Source organism: Vibrio sp. 10N.222.55.C6 (assembly GCF_041473395.1).
GTDB lineage: Bacteria > Pseudomonadota > Gammaproteobacteria > Enterobacterales > Vibrionaceae > Vibrio > Vibrio crassostreae_C.
Window position 1 is genome coordinate 356639 of the sequence record NZ_JBFRSD010000001.1, and the last position, 15729, is coordinate 372367.

At 44.8% G+C, this 15729-nt stretch carries 15 protein-coding genes; 10 read left to right on the forward strand and 5 right to left on the reverse strand.

What is annotated here, in order from left to right:
- Positions 1-17 precede the first annotated feature (17 nt).
- The 3 genes from AB4486_RS01480 to AB4486_RS01490 form a co-directional block, all read right to left on the reverse strand.
- Complete coding sequence (locus tag AB4486_RS01480; RefSeq protein WP_372116294.1) at positions 18-1226, reverse strand: winged helix-turn-helix domain-containing protein; 1209 nt, start codon at positions 1224-1226, stop codon at positions 18-20.
- A 34-nt stretch (positions 1227-1260) separates the two neighbouring features.
- Entirely contained in the window at positions 1261-1908 is a 648-nt protein-coding gene (locus AB4486_RS01485) for a DsbA family oxidoreductase (RefSeq protein ID WP_017060931.1), read from the reverse strand.
- 180 nt (positions 1909-2088) lie between these two features.
- On the reverse strand, positions 2089-2886 hold the full coding sequence (locus tag AB4486_RS01490; protein WP_017069716.1) for a Cof-type HAD-IIB family hydrolase: 798 nt from the start codon (positions 2884-2886) through the stop codon (positions 2089-2091).
- A 262-nt stretch (positions 2887-3148) separates the two neighbouring features.
- Here AB4486_RS01490 and AB4486_RS01495 point away from each other — a divergent pair, with 262 nt between their 5' ends.
- The 5 genes from AB4486_RS01495 to arsB all read left to right on the forward strand — a co-directional run bounded on the left by AB4486_RS01495 (position 3149) and on the right by arsB (position 7101).
- Positions 3149-4312, forward strand: coding sequence for a glycosyltransferase family 2 protein (locus AB4486_RS01495; RefSeq protein ID WP_017064013.1), 1164 nt, complete (start codon positions 3149-3151; stop codon positions 4310-4312).
- Positions 4309-4971, forward strand: coding sequence for an START domain-containing protein (locus AB4486_RS01500; protein WP_017072305.1), 663 nt, complete (start codon positions 4309-4311; stop codon positions 4969-4971). The genes AB4486_RS01495 and AB4486_RS01500 overlap by 4 nt, the downstream gene beginning before the upstream one ends.
- 31 nt (positions 4972-5002) lie before the next feature.
- On the forward strand, positions 5003-5410 hold the full coding sequence (locus tag AB4486_RS01505) for a glycine zipper family protein (protein WP_029235181.1): 408 nt from the start codon (positions 5003-5005) through the stop codon (positions 5408-5410).
- A gap of 192 nt (positions 5411-5602) precedes the next feature.
- The gene (locus tag AB4486_RS01510) at positions 5603-5944 is read left to right on the forward strand and encodes an ArsR/SmtB family transcription factor (protein WP_372116296.1); all 342 of its coding nucleotides are present in this window, start codon (positions 5603-5605) and stop codon (positions 5942-5944) included.
- A gap of 101 nt (positions 5945-6045) precedes the next feature.
- Positions 6046-7101, forward strand: coding sequence for an ACR3 family arsenite efflux transporter (arsB, locus tag AB4486_RS01515; RefSeq protein ID WP_372116299.1), 1056 nt, complete (start codon positions 6046-6048; stop codon positions 7099-7101).
- An 89-nt stretch (positions 7102-7190) separates the two neighbouring features.
- Here arsB and AB4486_RS01520 read toward each other — a convergent pair whose 3' ends face one another.
- Positions 7191-8081: a LysR family transcriptional regulator gene (locus tag AB4486_RS01520; protein WP_017066099.1), complete on the reverse strand. Its 891-nt coding sequence runs from the start codon at positions 8079-8081 to the stop codon at positions 7191-7193.
- 130 nt (positions 8082-8211) lie between these two features.
- Between AB4486_RS01520 and AB4486_RS01525 the strand changes: the two genes are divergently transcribed.
- The 5 genes from AB4486_RS01525 (at position 8212) to glpD (ending at position 14402) form a co-directional block, all read left to right on the forward strand.
- Complete coding sequence (locus tag AB4486_RS01525) at positions 8212-8643, forward strand: PACE efflux transporter (protein WP_372116301.1); 432 nt, start codon at positions 8212-8214, stop codon at positions 8641-8643.
- A gap of 448 nt (positions 8644-9091) precedes the next feature.
- Positions 9092-9946 (forward strand): MIP/aquaporin family protein, encoded by an 855-nt coding sequence (locus tag AB4486_RS01530; protein ID WP_004732234.1) that lies wholly within the window; start codon positions 9092-9094, stop codon positions 9944-9946.
- A gap of 59 nt (positions 9947-10005) precedes the next feature.
- Positions 10006-11526 (forward strand): glycerol kinase GlpK, encoded by a 1521-nt coding sequence (gene glpK / locus AB4486_RS01535; RefSeq protein ID WP_102428456.1) that lies wholly within the window; start codon positions 10006-10008, stop codon positions 11524-11526.
- A 260-nt stretch (positions 11527-11786) separates the two neighbouring features.
- Positions 11787-12572 carry a DeoR/GlpR family transcriptional regulator gene (locus AB4486_RS01540; RefSeq protein ID WP_017066103.1) on the forward strand — a complete coding sequence of 262 codons (786 nt, stop codon included), beginning with the start codon at positions 11787-11789 and terminating at the stop codon, positions 12570-12572.
- 270 nt (positions 12573-12842) lie between these two features.
- Complete coding sequence (gene glpD / locus AB4486_RS01545) at positions 12843-14402, forward strand: glycerol-3-phosphate dehydrogenase (RefSeq protein WP_372116304.1); 1560 nt, start codon at positions 12843-12845, stop codon at positions 14400-14402.
- Positions 14403-14693: 291 nt separating this feature from the next.
- Here glpD and AB4486_RS01550 read toward each other — a convergent pair whose 3' ends face one another.
- Positions 14694-15590, reverse strand: a complete 897-nt coding sequence (locus AB4486_RS01550) for a LysR family transcriptional regulator (RefSeq protein WP_372116307.1) — start codon at positions 15588-15590, stop codon at positions 14694-14696.
- Positions 15591-15729: the final 139 nt, after the last annotated feature.

The window sequence follows — 15729 nt, forward strand, 5'->3', positions numbered from 1 at the left end:
CTAAACAACAAAGACCGCTAGACTGTTTGCCATTGGCTCATCAAGCGCTTGCCAAGATCAGAGGGCGTGGTGTTATGGACGATCATCTCATCACATTGGTTGAACACCATGAAGTGTTTTAGTTCATCGCATAAAGCATGAACCAACAACTCATGGTTTTTAATTCGCTCTTCCACAACCAAGTTACGGATATTGAGCAAACCACTCTTCCTGTCGACCTTGCAATCCATTCGTGCCACCAGCTCACCTTGCCACAGAATCGGTAAGCTAAAATAACCAAACTGACGCTTGGCCTCTGGAACATAGCATTCTAGGAGGTAATCAAAGTTGAACAATGATTGCATTCGCTTTCGTTGAATCAGCAGGTTATCAAACGGAGACAGTATCTTAAGCTTGGTTCTGGAAAGAGGTTGATTCAGCAGTTCAAAAGCACCTGGCAGGACATAGTAATCAGAGCCTTGAATATCTACTTTCAGAACCTGCTTATCTTCAAGCATCTGTTGGAGTGCTCTCTGAATCAAAGGCTTTGTGTTCTTGAGTAGGTAGCTCATTTCCGACGCTATTCCAACTCCGTTAGCCTCTAAATAACGTGTTATCAGATGCTCGATGTACTCTTGTTCTGTCGGCTCAGAGGTATCAATTCCGCTCGGTAAAACTCGCTCGGTTAGGTCATACACCTTATGAAAGTTAACTCGGCTTGGCACCATTAAGTCGCCTTGCATGAACAATGTTTCTAATGCTTGCTTGGCCGGTTTACCGCCCCAACCGCCGGGGTTTGGCCTATCCCCTTCAAAATCTTTCGCCATCAACGGCCCTTCATTCTCAATACGTTTGAGAACATGAGCCATCAGTGCGTCATTCTTTTTATACCAATGCTTGAGCTTACCGCTCGCAAAGCCATTCTTGCGGTGTAGGCTGAATCGGAAGTCACGCATGGGTAAATACGCGGCGGCATGCGACCAATACTCAAATACTTCTCGACGCTCTAACAGCTTATCAAGATGGTTCAGTTGGTAATCTTGATTGCGATTCCAAAGCGTGTGGTGGTGAGCTCGCTGAATCACAGAGATGGTATCAATTTGCACATAGCCAAGGTTTTTAATCGCAGACAACGTGTTCGCCAAAGCGCCCCCATTGCGTTGCTTTTTAGGTGGCAACTTCTTAGGCTGCAGCTTTTGCGAAAGCAATACCAGTTTTTGCGCTTGAGCGAGTGACAGTGATTCCATGAAATTCAGACTCTAATTGATAGCAATGATCCGTTTATGATTCAGCAATAAGCTCTTGAAGAATCTGCTTGTAGGTTTCTACCGTCTGCGCGCCCGTTACTGCACTCTTACGGTTGAACACCACAGTAGGAACCGCAGAGATCCCCATGCGTTGCCATTCAAACTCTTGCGCTTCAATTTGCTTCAAGTTGTCGGTGTTCTTTAGGCGCTTCAGTGCCTTCGTTGAGTCTAAGCCAACCGCTTCAAGCTCTTGTGCAATGACTTCAAGATCGGACAGGTCTTTTTGCTCTGTGAAGTGAGCAGCAAAGAAGCGTAGCTTTAACTCAGTCTGTTTGCCGTGCGCTAGTGCAAAATCGAGAAGTACATGTAGATGACGTGAATTGACCATTCTCATACTGTCATAGAAATTGAAATCGAAACCAACCGCTTGGCCGCGAGCCGAAAGCTGTTCTCGTGAACGTTGGCTCTCTTCTGCGCTAGAACCGTATTTTCTCATGATATGGGCACGCAGGTTTTCGCCCTCTTGCGGCATGTCAGGGTTAAGCTCAAACGGCTGCCATTCAAGTTCAATCTGGTCTTCTAAACCAAGTTCCGCAACGGCTAGCTCTAAGTTTTTGTAACCGACTACGCACCACGGGCACATTACGTCAGAAATAATATCAAGTTGAAGTTTCTTGCTCATAATCATTCCAAATATCGTTACTAAGGCGTATCCAATTCAAAGTGAATACCCATCTTTCTGGTTAGACTACAACAAGCTGAACACTCGTTCAAATTTAACTCAATACAACAGCAGCCAACAAAAAAGCCAACTCATTTTCACGAGTTGGCTTTGATAAAAATCGAATCTAGCTTAAGAGCGTTACGCTAGCAACTTCTCAAGTACTTGGAACACACCCGCGTCAACGTTACTTGGCGCGCCAAAACGCGCGATCTCTTTTAACTTTGGATGCGCGTTTTCCATCGCGTAAGAGTGGTAGCTCTCTTTAAGCATTTCCAAGTCATTTAGGTAATCACCAAAGCTCATGGTCTGCTCGTAAGTGAAACCTAATGTGTTCTGTAGATGTTTAATCGCCGCACCTTTTGACGCTTCAGCGTTCATCACATCTAACCAAATTTTTGCGCTTACAACCACTTGGTAGTTCTCACCGAATTTGGCATCAATAGTTGGGTTCACTTTCTCTTGTGAACCGTCGAAGTGACAGATAGCCACCTTGATGAAATCGTCTTCTACCGCCAGTAAGTCTTCTACTTGCTCACGGCGATGGTAGTACTTAGAGATCTCCGCCAGAGCACGCTCATCTTTGGTTTCGATGTATGCCGATTTCTTACCGCATAGCACCACATGCGCGCCTTCAATAGCTCGAGCTTCTTTAATGATCTCTTTAATGGCATCGGTATCAAGCAAGCAGCTGTAAAGTTCTTGGCCTTTGTGCATCACTAATGTGCCGTTTTCAGCAATAAACATCATGCGATCTTTAAGCGGGGAAAATGTTTCTAGCAAGCTGTAATACTGGCGGCCAGACGCGGCAGCAAAAATAATATCTTGCGCTTCTAAGCGCTCATAAAGATTGAAAAACTCAGGGTCGAGCTTTCCATGCTCATCGAGTAAGGTGCCATCCATATCAGTCGCGATAAATTTGATGTTTTGTTGGGGCATGTCGGGCGTACCTATTATTGGATTATGATCATTCGTTATCTTGAGTAACGGTTCTGGGTTCGATTATATCGCTAGAGTCGCTGGTGAATACAATGCTTATTTTACCGCCTGTCAGTCACTGTTTCACATCTTTCCAAGGCAAACGCTAACAGAAGCGCATTCCAGTTTGAAGGGTTAAGTCCTACATACAAGATGTGCGTTAGGTCACACTCCACTATATTCTTTCCTGTCTCTCCATCACTTTATTCCGACCACAGTCATTATGATTTTAGCTATTATTACGACCTTGCTTTGCATCGTTACCGTCAAGTTTCTAATCACACTTGCGAACTTAGAGCGCCATCGTATTCACATTGAACCTAAAATATCGTTCAAAAGAACTGAGTGGCCGACTGTTTCCGTCATTATTCCTGCGCGAAATGAAGAAGACAATATTGAAATCAGCCTTGGCTCTCTATTGAAGCAGAGCTACCCAAAAGACAAGTTTGAAGTCATTGTTGTTGATGACTTTTCTACTGACTCAACCCGTGCAAAAGTAGAAGCATTGATCAGTAAGTTCGACGTTAACGCGCGCTGTATTTCAGGTAGAACGTTACCGACCGGATGGCTTGGTAAGAGCAATGCATGTATGGCTGGCGCACTCAACGCGAGCGGTGAATATGTGTATTTCATTGATGCAGATACCGATTCAGCACCCGCGATGCTACAGAGCGTTATCGACTTTGCTATCCAACAAAAAACTGATCTCTTATCGTTTAATCCAAAACAAACTTTTGCGTCTGTGGCAGAAAAAGCGACCTTGCCGGGCATCTTTCTATCGATCGCATCTTATATGAACTTTAAAAACTCGAACGACATGACTAAGGAAGAAGCGATTGCTAACGGTCAGGCGATGTTGTTTACCCGAAAATCCTACGACGCAGTCGGTGGACACGCCGCAGTAGCAAACGCGATATCGGAAGACATCGCCTTTGCAAAAGTCATGAAGGTCAATGGATTTAAGATTTTCTGGGCATTTGCAGACAAACTAATGAGTACGCACATGTATTCAGACTTCAACTCAATCTGGGCTGGCTTTTCCAAAAACATGAATCTTATTGTGAATTGTCAATCGCAAGCACAAGCTTTAAAAGTCTTCATCAAAGCCAACATCATCGCATGGGCGGGACCGCTTTTGATGCTGGTATCGGCGAACGCCTTCATCAGTGACATGTCTGCCATTCATGCTTATTCGCTCATTGTCAGCTCTGTGATGCTCTTGGTGTCGATCGTCACCTACTTCATTTTGGTTAAGGAACTGTTTGTTCCCGCAAAATTTGCGTTAACCGTACCCTTCGGTATTTGTGTTCAAAGCCTACTCGTGCTGAACAGTTACCGCTTATCTAAAACCAATAAAATCAGCTGGAAAGGGCGCTCATTAACATGATGAATAAGATTATTACTTTGCTTCTTCTTGCTTGTTCAGTTTCGGTGTTTGCATCAGACACCGATGGCTGGTCACTGGCACGCGATAAAAAAGGCATCGAGGTTTATAACCGTAAAATTGAAGGCAGTCACTTTAAAGAATTTCGAGCAGAAGGCGACATCAACGCGTCCCTCACTTCTATTATCGCACTCTTTATCGATACCTCTGTTGGCACGCAATGGGTAGAAAACATCGATGACATGGAAGAAATAGAGCATTTTAGTGCGGCGCACACGATCACCAAAACCTATACCAAGGCACCTTGGCCAGTTGCCGATCGTGAAGCTATCGTAGAGAACGTCATCACTCAAGATCCAAAGACGATGGTTGTCACCATTGATCAGCATGGTAGGCCTGATTACCTGCCAAACAATAATAAAAAAATCATCAGAGTGGCTGAATTAGAGGCGAGTTGGATCCTGACACCAATCGACGAAAACACCACCCATATCTCTTATCGAGTATTGAGTGATCCAGGTGGCGATATTCCGTATTGGCTCATTAACATGGTGGCCGTTTCTCAGCCTTACAACACGCTTCGCGGGTTATCTAAGATGTTGGATTCTGGTGAGTACACCGATCGTCGCCTTGATTTCATCGAGAACTACACGTCACTTTAACAATGCAATGAATACTCTAGAGGTCTATATTGTGAAATTTCCATTCTCTCCAATCGCAGCGATATTGCTTGTAGCATCAAGTTCAGTATTTGCTAATCAAATTATTGTCGATACTAAAGGTGTTGATGAAACACAGTATCACGCCGATCTGTATGAATGTGAGCAATACGCTCAACAAGTGAAGCCTGAAGAGGTCGATTCTCTTGGCAGCGATATTGTCGGTTCAACCGCTAAGGGTGCAGCGCTGGGTGCGGTTGGTGGAGCCGTCTCTGGCGGGAGTGGTCATGATGGTGCAAAAATTGGTGCTGGCATCGGTATTATCAGCGGCGCTTTAAAGCACGGTGCTCAAAAAAGACAATCCGCCGAGCTATCTGAGCAGCAGAAGTTTCAAGTGAATCGTAACTGTATGATCAACCGAGGCTATACCGTTCTTAACTAGCGGATAACCGAGCAAAATGGCGTTTAATCGATGTTCACGCCATTTTGCGTAGCTGAGTCAAAGCAGAGTTCAACTATAGTTCCTGAATCGCCACCTTAAAGTTCGTTCAAATAGACAGTGAGCATTGACCCCTATTTAAAATAGGCTTATCATTAATCGTCTTTTAACGATTAATGAAAGTGAGACGTCAATATGAACTCAACTTGCTCGACATCTGGTGGCTGTTCTCTGCCCATCGAACACGGTGATGCTAAAGCAGAAAAGCAAATGGCCGCACTGGCGAAAGCGCTCGCTCACCCGGCAAGAGTTCGTATATTGAGTATCCTTTCAACGTTAGAAAAATCGGGCGGCTGTTTGAACAGTGACTTGGTGAGTGAATTAGGTTTGGCTCAATCAACAGTATCAGAGCACCTAAGAATCTTGAAAACCTCAGGCTTCATCACTGCTGAATCGATACCACCGAAGATGTGCTATCGCATTAACCGAGATAATATTCAGCAATTTGAATCGCTTATCGACACCATTTTAAAATAGATTAACCACGCTTAGTTTGTCGAACACAATAAACTAAGCGTATTTTTTGCCTTTAAATATCGCTTTTCGACGATTAACGATATCAACAAAGAGAGATTATCATGAAACCAAAGTTAGGTTTTCTAGATCGCTACTTAACACTGTGGATTTTTATTGCCATGGGCCTTGGTGTACTACTCGGCACCCTATTCCCACAGATCGAACAGTGGAACGATTTAATGTCTGTTGGCACCACTAACATTCCGCTTGCGGTTGGCCTTATCTTAATGATGTACCCACCTCTGGCTAAGGTTAACTACAACCTATTAGGCACTGTGGTAAAAGATAAGAAAGCCATCAAACTATCTTTGATCATGAACTGGCTTGTTGGTCCGATTCTGATGTTTGTATTGGCACTGACTTTCTTGGGTGACCACCCAGGTTACATGGTCGGCGTGATTCTGATTGGTCTTGCTCGTTGTGTGGCAATGGTTCTGGTTTGGAACGACATCGGCGGCGGCAACAAAGAGTACGGCGCGGCATTGGTTGCTCTAAACAGTGCATTCCAAGTGGTGAGCTACAGCTTTATGGCGTGGCTATTCATCAGCGTTCTTCCACCAGTATTTGGTTACGAAGGCATGATGGTTGATATCTCGATGATCGACATTGCACACAGTGTACTTATCTACCTAGGTATCCCATTCCTAGCGGGCTTCCTAAGCCGTAAGATCCTTGTGTCGATGAAAGGCGAGCAGTGGTACAACGACGTATTTATTCCACGCATCTCTCCAATCACACTGATTGCACTACTGGCAACCATCGTTCTGATGTTCAGCCTGAAAGGTGAAATGATTGTTGAACTGCCAATGGACGTTCTATTAATTGCGGTTCCACTGACTATCTACTTCACTGCGATGTTCTTCATCAGTTTCTTCATCGGTAAAAAGATGGGCATCGAGTACGACAAGAACGCATCAATTGCATTTACAGCAACAGGTAACAACTTCGAGCTAGCGATTGCCGTGGCTATCTCAGTATTCGGTATCAACTCAGACCAAGCGTTTGCAGGCGTTATCGGTCCACTGATTGAAGTCCCTGTGCTGATTTACCTTGTGAACGTGGCGCTTAAGATGAAAGACAAGTACTACAACGGTCAGACGGTTAAACCTAGCGTATAGCATCTACGTCTACACCTAGAACTAGAACTAACAAAAAGCAGCATCACTTTGAACAGAAAGGCTCACACGTTAAACGGTGAGCCTTTTCTTTATTCAGTTTCGTCTAATAGGCCTTTCAATGCTTGTTCAAGCCAAAGTAATGCAGGACCTTTTGAGCGTGTTTTAGACAGAACAAGATCAACCGGAGGCGACCAAGTTTTATGGTCAAATGACACATTCACCTCTACCAAGCGCTGTTTAATAAGCTCTTCTTCAACAAGGTGTTTCGGTAAGTATGCCCAACCGATATCGCTACCAAGAATCATCTCTTTAATGACGATAAAGCTGTTTGACCACCATACCTTTCCGGCAATCAGCGGAAACTGATCCATCACCTTACCTTTGTCTCCCCTCAACATTAACTGACGATGCGGGAGTAAGTCAGAGAGTTTCGCCACACCTGTTTTTGCGAGCGCATGACTTGGATGACACACAGCAATAAACGGTAAGTGACCGATAAAGCAAGGCTCAGAACCGACATCAAAAGCCAAGTTGGTAAACATCAATCCAATGTCGGCCCTCTCTTCGATAATTAACGGATTGACCTCTGTCGTGGTACACGCAACCAGTTCCACTTCAGTCGCAGGGAATTGTTGACTGAACTGACTAAGGATCTTAGATAGATTCGGGACCAATAGTGAATCATCTAATGCAATTTTGATGAGCCCCTCTTCACCACTGCCCATCGCACTAACCGTCACATTCAGATCTTCAACCTGAAGCACGATCGCTTTCACCTGTTTAAATAACTGCTCGCCCGCTTTGGTTAGTGAAGGCTTTCGAGTCGAACGATCAAAAAGCTCAACATTAAAATCGATTTCAAGATTACTGATGCCTTGGCTCACCGCCGACTGCACCTTCCCCAAATGACGAGCACTGGCAGAAAATGACCCTAATTCAACGGCATACACAAACATTTTTAGTTGTTCAATGTTGTACATTCGGTGTCTCCCAAAACTTACTATCACCGTATGTGATACTAACCATCTTTATATTATCACTTAAGTGGATATTATCTAGCCAAGTCATTAGCCCATCGGCGGCTATTTAATCGTAAAGAGAGTTAGAAAAATGTCACATAAAGAACGCATGTTGCACATGGTGCTATTTGAATTGGTTGCTTTGGTTTTAATGGCAGGGCTTGCAACCTATGTTACAGGAAATGGCGCAGGTGAAATGGCAGGCTTAGCGCTCGCAATATCATTGATAGCGATGGCTTGGAACTACGTTTACAACTATGGCTACGACAAAATTTACGGAGCAGACCGAAGCAAAAGAACCAAGAAAACACGTGTTCTGCACGGATTAGGTTTTGAGCTTGGCTTAATGACAGTGACTCTACCTGTCTTGATGTGGGTGTTGAAGCTGGATTTCCTAACCGTATTGATTATGGACATCGGCCTAGTTATTTTCTTCGTACTTTACGCGATTGCGTTCAACTGGGCGTATGACTCGGTTCGATATCAATTGGTTGCGAAAGGAAAAGTGGCAGCTCTGGTTTAGAGCGGTAAGTTCGTCTCGTATAACAAGAACATACACCCAAATGAAAACTGCCAAACTACAACATAGTTGGCAGTTTATTCATTTATGCATATAAGCTCATTTGTTAACGCACTTGTTACATAGCAAAAACATCACACAGCCCTCCCTAATTAAGTCTAATAATCCGCCACTCACGAAGTAGCATCACAAATCCAAACATAAACTCCTCGTACCAGTTGCGCATTCATTTACATATAGGTAGTTTGAGCGGCTTCGCAACCTATCAATTCGAGCAATGACGTTCATGCGAGCATCTTTTTCGAGCAAAAGTGTTCGGATTAACATTTTAAGTGACTTTAATTAACAATTTTATGCTCAAACGCTCACTTTTGATGTTCGTTTATTTTCGAGTTCGCAAATATATGCACAATACACGTGCTAGATAAGCAAAACTAAAAAGGACTCGAACATGACAACAAACAAACACCCTTCTTTATTTGGGCAATGCTTGGCTGAATTTATCGGTACAGGATTACTCATATTCTTTGGCGTTGGCTGTGTGGCCGCTCTGGTATTAACTGGTGCGACATTCGGACAATGGGAAATCAGCATCATCTGGGGCTTCGGTGTTGCGATTGCAATTTACTGTACTGCCGGCGTTTCAGGCGCACACATCAACCCAGCCGTAACGATTGCACTGGCCATGTTCCATGGTTTTGATAAAGCGAAAGTGGTGCCTTACATCATTTCGCAACTGCTTGGCGCTTTCTGCTCTGCAGCATTGGTTTACAGCCTGTACAGCAACCTATTTACTGACTACGAAATCGCACATAACTTTGTTCGTAGCAGCCAAGACGCACTATCAACTGCTGGTATCTTCTCGACTTACCCACATGCTTCACTTTCTTTCTTCGGCGCTTTTGCTGTGGAATTCGTGATTACTGCAGTGTTGATGTTTGCCATTTTAGCGTTAGGTGATGAGAACAACGGCGCATCTCGCGGTGCAATGAACCCTCTACTGATCGGTATTCTTATCGCGGTTATCGGTGGTTCTTTAGGTCCACTGACGGGCTTTGCAATGAACCCTGCTCGTGACTTCGGACCAAAACTGTTCGCTTACTTTGCAGGTTGGGATTTCGCACTAAGCGGTGCACGTGATATTCCTTACTTCATCGTTCCAATTCTTGCTCCAATTGCTGGTGCGTGTTTTGGTGGTTGGTTGTACCCACGTGTTATCGGTGCTTACCTACCAGTAGAAGGCCAAGGCTGCACAATTCCAAACCAATGTGAAACAGAAGAAGAAGCTGAACAAGCTCAAGCTTAATCCCTAAGCGACCTTACATTTACTAAAATATAAATAACGAAAGAAAAAGGATTCTTACCATGACCGAGCAAAAATACATTGTTGCCCTAGACCAAGGCACCACAAGTTCTCGCGCTGTAATCCTCGATCACGATGCAAACATCGTTAGTTCTTCTCAACGAGAATTCACTCAGATTTACCCGAAAGCGGGTTGGGTTGAGCATGATCCAATGGAAATCTGGGCGACTCAAAGCTCTACATTGGTTGAAGCTCTTGCTAAAGCAGGCATCCGCAGCGATGAGCTAGCGGGCATTGGTATCACGAACCAACGTGAAACCACCATTGTTTGGAACAAAGAGACAGGCAAGCCTGTTTATAACGCAATCGTATGGCAGTGTCGCCGTACTGCAGACATCTGTGAAGACCTAAAAGCGCGTGGCCTAGAAGACTACGTACGTGACAATACAGGCTTAGTCCTTGACCCGTATTTCTCAGGTACAAAAGTAAAATGGATTCTAGACAACGTTGAAGGCGCTCGCGAAGACGCTGAAGCTGGCAAACTATTGTTCGGTACCGTTGATACTTGGTTGGTTTGGAAGATGACTCAAGGACGTGTACACGTTACGGATTACACCAACGCGTCACGTACTATGTTGTTCAACATCAACGACCTATGCTGGGATCAGAAGCTACTTGATGAAATGGGCATTCCAGCAATCATGATGCCTGAAGTGAAGCGCTCTTCTGAGGTTTACGGTCAAACGAACCTTGGTGGTAAAGGCGGTACTCGTATCCCAATCGCGGGTATTGCAGGTGACCAACAAGCAGCGCTTTACGGTCAAATGTGTGTTGAAGCTGGTCAAGCGAAAAACACATACGGCACGGGCTGTTTCCTACTGATGAACACAGGCCAAGAGAAAGTAACATCGAAGAACGGCCTATTAACGACATTAGCATGTGGTCCTACAGGCGAACCAGCTTATGCACTTGAAGGTGCGGTATTCATGGGTGGCGCATCTATCCAATGGTTACGTGATGAAATGAAGCTACTGGCTGGCGCAGAAGACTCTGAGTACTTCGCAACTAAAGTAGATACGTCAAACGGTGTTTACGTTGTTCCAGCCTTTACTGGTCTGGGCGCACCATACTGGGATGCTTACGCTCGCGGTACGATTGTTGGCTTAACACGTGGCGTTAACTCTAACCACATCATCCGTGCAACACTGGAAGGTATTGCTTACCAAACTCGTGACGTATTGGATGCGATGCAAGCGGACTCTGGCATCAAGCTAGCAAACCTACGTGTTGATGGTGGTGCAGTAGCGAACAACTTCCTAATGCAATTCCAATCAGACGTACTAGATACAGAAGTTCACCGTCCTGAAGTAACTGAAGTAACGGCTCTGGGTGCAGCATACCTTGCTGGTCTAGCAGTTGGTTTCTGGGACAGCATCGATGAGCTTCAAGACAAAGCAGTACTAGACCGTACGTTCTTGCCACACCACGATGAAGAAAAGCGTAACCGCCGTTACAAAGGTTGGAAGCGTGCTATCAAGTGTGCACAAGTTTGGTCTGAACTGCACGATGACGACGAAGAGTAAAATCGAGCGTTCGAATAATCACTCTCTTATCGATTGAATTGTTCGTTCCTCAGTAAACGAAACTAAAAAGAGCACTATTTTGTGCTCTTTTTTGCGTTTGGAGCCAATTTTTCATGTTTTGATCAACGTTTTTGCGGTTTGGACATAATTCCTTACTATCATTACTTCTCTCTCCTCATCAATTCGAGCACAATAGCGCGAGTTAATATTTTCGATTGTGACGCGCTAGAGCCCATAGCGTGCAGGGAGTGGTAAGTTAAGTGAAGCAGATACCAAGACACCAGCAGATTGTAGACCTGGTAAAAACACAAGGATATGTGAGCACCGAAGAGCTCGTAGAGAAGTTCGATGTCAGCCCACAAACCATCAGACGAGACCTCAATGAACTTGCCGATAGAAACAAAATTCGTCGCTATCATGGTGGTGCAACCATTCCTTTAAGCTCGGAAAACACCTCTTACAACACGCGTAAAGCGCTTAACTTCAATGAAAAAGATGTGATTGCCGACGAGCTGGTAAAACACATTCCAGATGGTGCAACCTTGTTCGTTGATATCGGCACTACGCCAGAATCGGTGGCGCGCGCGCTGAACAAGAACCACAAACAACTCAGAGTCGTGACTAACAACATCAACGTTGCCAGTATCCTGCTACCAAACCCAGAGATAAAGGTTATCTTGGCGGGTGGCGAGGTAAGAAACCGTGATGGCGGTATCGTGGGTGAAGCAACACTCGATTTCGTGAAGCAGTTCCGCCTCGACTTCGGCATTCTAGGGATCAGCGGTATCGACTTTGACGGCTCACTGCTTGATTTTGACTACCATGAAGTTCGAGTGAAGCAAGCCATCATCGAAAACAGCCGCAGCATCTTCCTGGCAGTTGACCACAGTAAGTTTGGTCGTAACGCAATGGTTAAGCTGGGTAACATCTCTCAAGCACACATGGTGTTCACCAATAAACAGCCACCAGAAGAGATCCTGAACATCCTTAAAGATTCGGCAATACCATTAGAAGTGATCGATACCGCTCGTCCTATGAGCGAATAACTAAACATAAGAGCTCAGTGACGCCACTTTCTTAAATGGATCACCATTCTTTATAGAAAAGTTAATAAAGTAAAACTTGCTCGCTGTCACTGTCGCTTCTATGCTCGAATTAGTCTTATTTGAACCTCTGCTTTCATAAGCAGAGGTTTTTTTATGCCCAAATCACATAAAACGCGCATAAACGAAAATAATAAATGACCGCAAACGAAAGTTCATATAGGATTCAATTATGTTCTAAAATGCTCGTTCGCTCAGAAAGAGGTCAAAACCATGAGTGCTCAACAAAATAATTCAAACAACAGTACATCTTCCACTTTAGACTTGATCGTGATTGGCGGCGGCATCAATGGTGCAGGCATCGCGGCAGATGCAGCAGGTCGTGGTCTAAACGTTGGCTTATACGAAGCAAATGATTTCGCGTCTGCGACGTCTTCTGCAAGTTCAAAGCTAATCCACGGTGGCCTACGCTACCTTGAACATTACGAATTTCGTTTGGTTTCGGAAGCACTCGCTGAACGTGAAGTCTTGTTAAGAAAAGCACCTCACGTTGCACAACCAATGCGTTTCCGTTTACCGCACCGACCATTTTTACGCCCGGCTTGGATGATCCGCTGTGGCCTATTCCTTTACGATAACTTAGGTAAACGTACGACGCTTCCTGGAAGTAAAACGGTGAACTTGGCTCAATCAGGTTTGCTTAAACCAGAAATGAAAACAGGTTTCGAATACTCAGACTGCTGGGTAGATGATGCGCGTATGGTATTGCTGAACGTGTTGGCGGCGAAAGAAAACAACGCAGAAGTACGCAACTACTGCCGAGTTGAAAAAGCGCACCGCGAAGGCGACATTTGGCATGTAACGATTCTTGATGTGATGACAAACCAACGTTTTGAACGTAAAGCGAAAGCGCTGGTTAACGCGGCTGGCCCTTGGGTTAAGCAGTTCTTTGATGATGGGTTAGAGCAGGCTTCGCCTCGTAATATTCGTCTGATCAAAGGCTCGCACATTGTTGTGCCACGCATTCACGACGAACCACAAGCGTACATTCTGCAAAACAAAGACAATCGTATTGTGTTCATGATCCCTTACCTAGATAAGTTCTCGATCATCGGCACTACCGACCTTGAATACAAAGGCGACCCACGTAACGTCGCAATTGATGATGTCGAAGTAGATTACTTGATTGATATCGTTAACCAGCACTTTGTTAAGCAACTAGAGCGTGACGATGTTGTGTGGACATACAGTGGCGTAAGACCGCTTTGTGATGATGAATCTGACTCGCCACAAGCGATCACTCGTGACTACACACTGGAGCTGGATGCAGAAATGGATCAAGCACCACTGCTATCTATCTTTGGTGGCAAGTTAACCACTTATCGTAAACTCGGTGAAGCGGCACTGAACAAGCTAGAACCTTACCTGAAACACATGGGCGCACCTTGGACAGCTAACGACACGCTACCGGGTGGCAACTTTAGCTGTAGCCGCGAACAGCTTGCAGCAATGATGCACACGAAATACCCTTGGGCATCTGAAGCTCTGCTACTTCGTTACGTGACCCAATTTGGTACTTACACATGGGACCTGCTTGAAGGCGCTACATGTGAGGCGGACCTTGGCATCCAGTTCTCAAGCGAAGCACACGGTGTTTACCAAGCTGAGATTGATTACTTGATCAACCAAGAGATGGCAATGACAGACGAAGACATCTTATGGCGCAGAACCAAGCTTGGCTTGTACATGAGTGAATCAGAGCAACAAGCATTGTCTGATTACTTAAAAGAGAAGCTACAACGTAAAGTGGTAAGCTTTTCTCAAGTAGGCTAATCCACCAGCCAACAAGCACAGTTCAACAACCTGATTAATAAACAAGCTTAGCGTCCCCCGTGCTAAGCTTGTTTATTATTTGCCTCCACTATTTGCGTTCAATTCCTTGCACTTCAGTAGTTGTCACTCGACCAAATCGCCCTATTACCCTCTTCTATTTTCAACAAAAGCTAAATAGTGTTTTATCAAATGGGTTAATTATCAATTTTACGAAAGGTTGCTATTCTTTATCTCAACGAAACAACACATTTAAAAACGCTCACCATGTCAGCGCTTTAATAACGTTTGTCTCTATGTTTTCTCCCAATACGGCGGATTACCATAATATTCAGAGAAGTAGTCAATGAAGGCTCTCACCTTTGGTGCAAGTAACCTTGTGCTTGGGTACACAGCCCAAATTGCAGGCTCTGATGTTAATGGGTAATCTTCTAATATTTGAACCAGCTGACCGCTTTTCAGTTGTTCATAGGCACACCAATTCGATGTCACCGTGATCCCCATACCACCTGAGGCTGCGTCACGCAGTGCTTCCCCGTTATCTGCCCTGAACGACCCAGATGCCTTAATCGTCTTAGGCCCGCTTTCAGCATTGAAGGTCCAGTTTTCTAAACCAATTAAGCTAATACATTGATGATCGTTAAGATCTCGAGGTGTGGCTGGCTTACCATATTTGATTAAGTAATCAGGCGATGCACACACAATACGCTTGTCTGTCGCAAGTTTTCGGGCAATCAGAGTCGAGTCTTTCAGATCCGAGATACGAATCGCGATATCAAAGCCACCCTCAACAACATCCACCATCGAATCTGATAGCCTGAGATCGACTTTTAACCCAGAGTAGCGCTCTAAGAATCCAGGTAAGGCAGGAACAAGATGCAAACGTCCAAAAGACGCAGATGCGGTAACTCGCAACGTTCCGGTTGGAGAATCACAACCCACACCGACCGCCGATTTGGCAGCATCCACGCTCGATAGCACTTCTTCAGCATGAGGTAAGAATGCTTCCCCCTCTTCGGTTAAAGAGACCTTACGAGTGGTTCGGTGGACCAAGCGAACGCCTAAATTGTCTTCCAGTTTACTGATGTGCGAGCTTGCAACAGCAGGAGACAAACCAAGCTCTTGCCCAGCCATGCTGATGTTATGTGTGGAAGCTAAACGAACAAACAATTTGAGGTGTTCAATATTCATGAGATTACCAATAAAATCTTAAAAATCGTGTACCAGTAACCCTCATTATGCGTCATTCACATAACAATACAACGTATTAACTCAGTTGAATTGTGAAGATGTTATTGTGCCAAAACGAAAAAACTCCCAAAGGAGTTTT

Bases quoted from the DNA above. Each gene is read 5' to 3' on its own strand.
- AB4486_RS01480 (WP_372116294.1), bottom strand. From the start codon at position 1,226: ATGGAATCACTGTCACTCGCTCAAGCGCAAAAACTGGTATTGCTTTCG.
- AB4486_RS01485 (WP_017060931.1), bottom strand. From the start codon at position 1,908: ATGAGCAAGAAACTTCAACTTGATATTATTTCTGACGTAATGTGCCCG.
- AB4486_RS01490 (WP_017069716.1), bottom strand. From the start codon at position 2,886: ATGCCCCAACAAAACATCAAATTTATCGCGACTGATATGGATGGCACC.
- AB4486_RS01495 (WP_017064013.1), top strand. From the start codon at position 3,149: ATGATTTTAGCTATTATTACGACCTTGCTTTGCATCGTTACCGTCAAG.
- AB4486_RS01500 (WP_017072305.1), top strand. From the start codon at position 4,309: ATGATGAATAAGATTATTACTTTGCTTCTTCTTGCTTGTTCAGTTTCG.
- AB4486_RS01510 (WP_372116296.1), top strand. From the start codon at position 5,603: ATGAACTCAACTTGCTCGACATCTGGTGGCTGTTCTCTGCCCATCGAA.
- arsB (WP_372116299.1), top strand. From the start codon at position 6,046: ATGAAACCAAAGTTAGGTTTTCTAGATCGCTACTTAACACTGTGGATT.
- AB4486_RS01520 (WP_017066099.1), bottom strand. From the start codon at position 8,081: ATGTACAACATTGAACAACTAAAAATGTTTGTGTATGCCGTTGAATTA.
- AB4486_RS01525 (WP_372116301.1), top strand. From the start codon at position 8,212: ATGTCACATAAAGAACGCATGTTGCACATGGTGCTATTTGAATTGGTT.
- AB4486_RS01530 (WP_004732234.1), top strand. From the start codon at position 9,092: ATGACAACAAACAAACACCCTTCTTTATTTGGGCAATGCTTGGCTGAA.
- glpK (WP_102428456.1), top strand. From the start codon at position 10,006: ATGACCGAGCAAAAATACATTGTTGCCCTAGACCAAGGCACCACAAGT.
- glpD (WP_372116304.1), top strand. From the start codon at position 12,843: ATGAGTGCTCAACAAAATAATTCAAACAACAGTACATCTTCCACTTTA.
- AB4486_RS01550 (WP_372116307.1), bottom strand. From the start codon at position 15,590: ATGAATATTGAACACCTCAAATTGTTTGTTCGTTTAGCTTCCACACAT.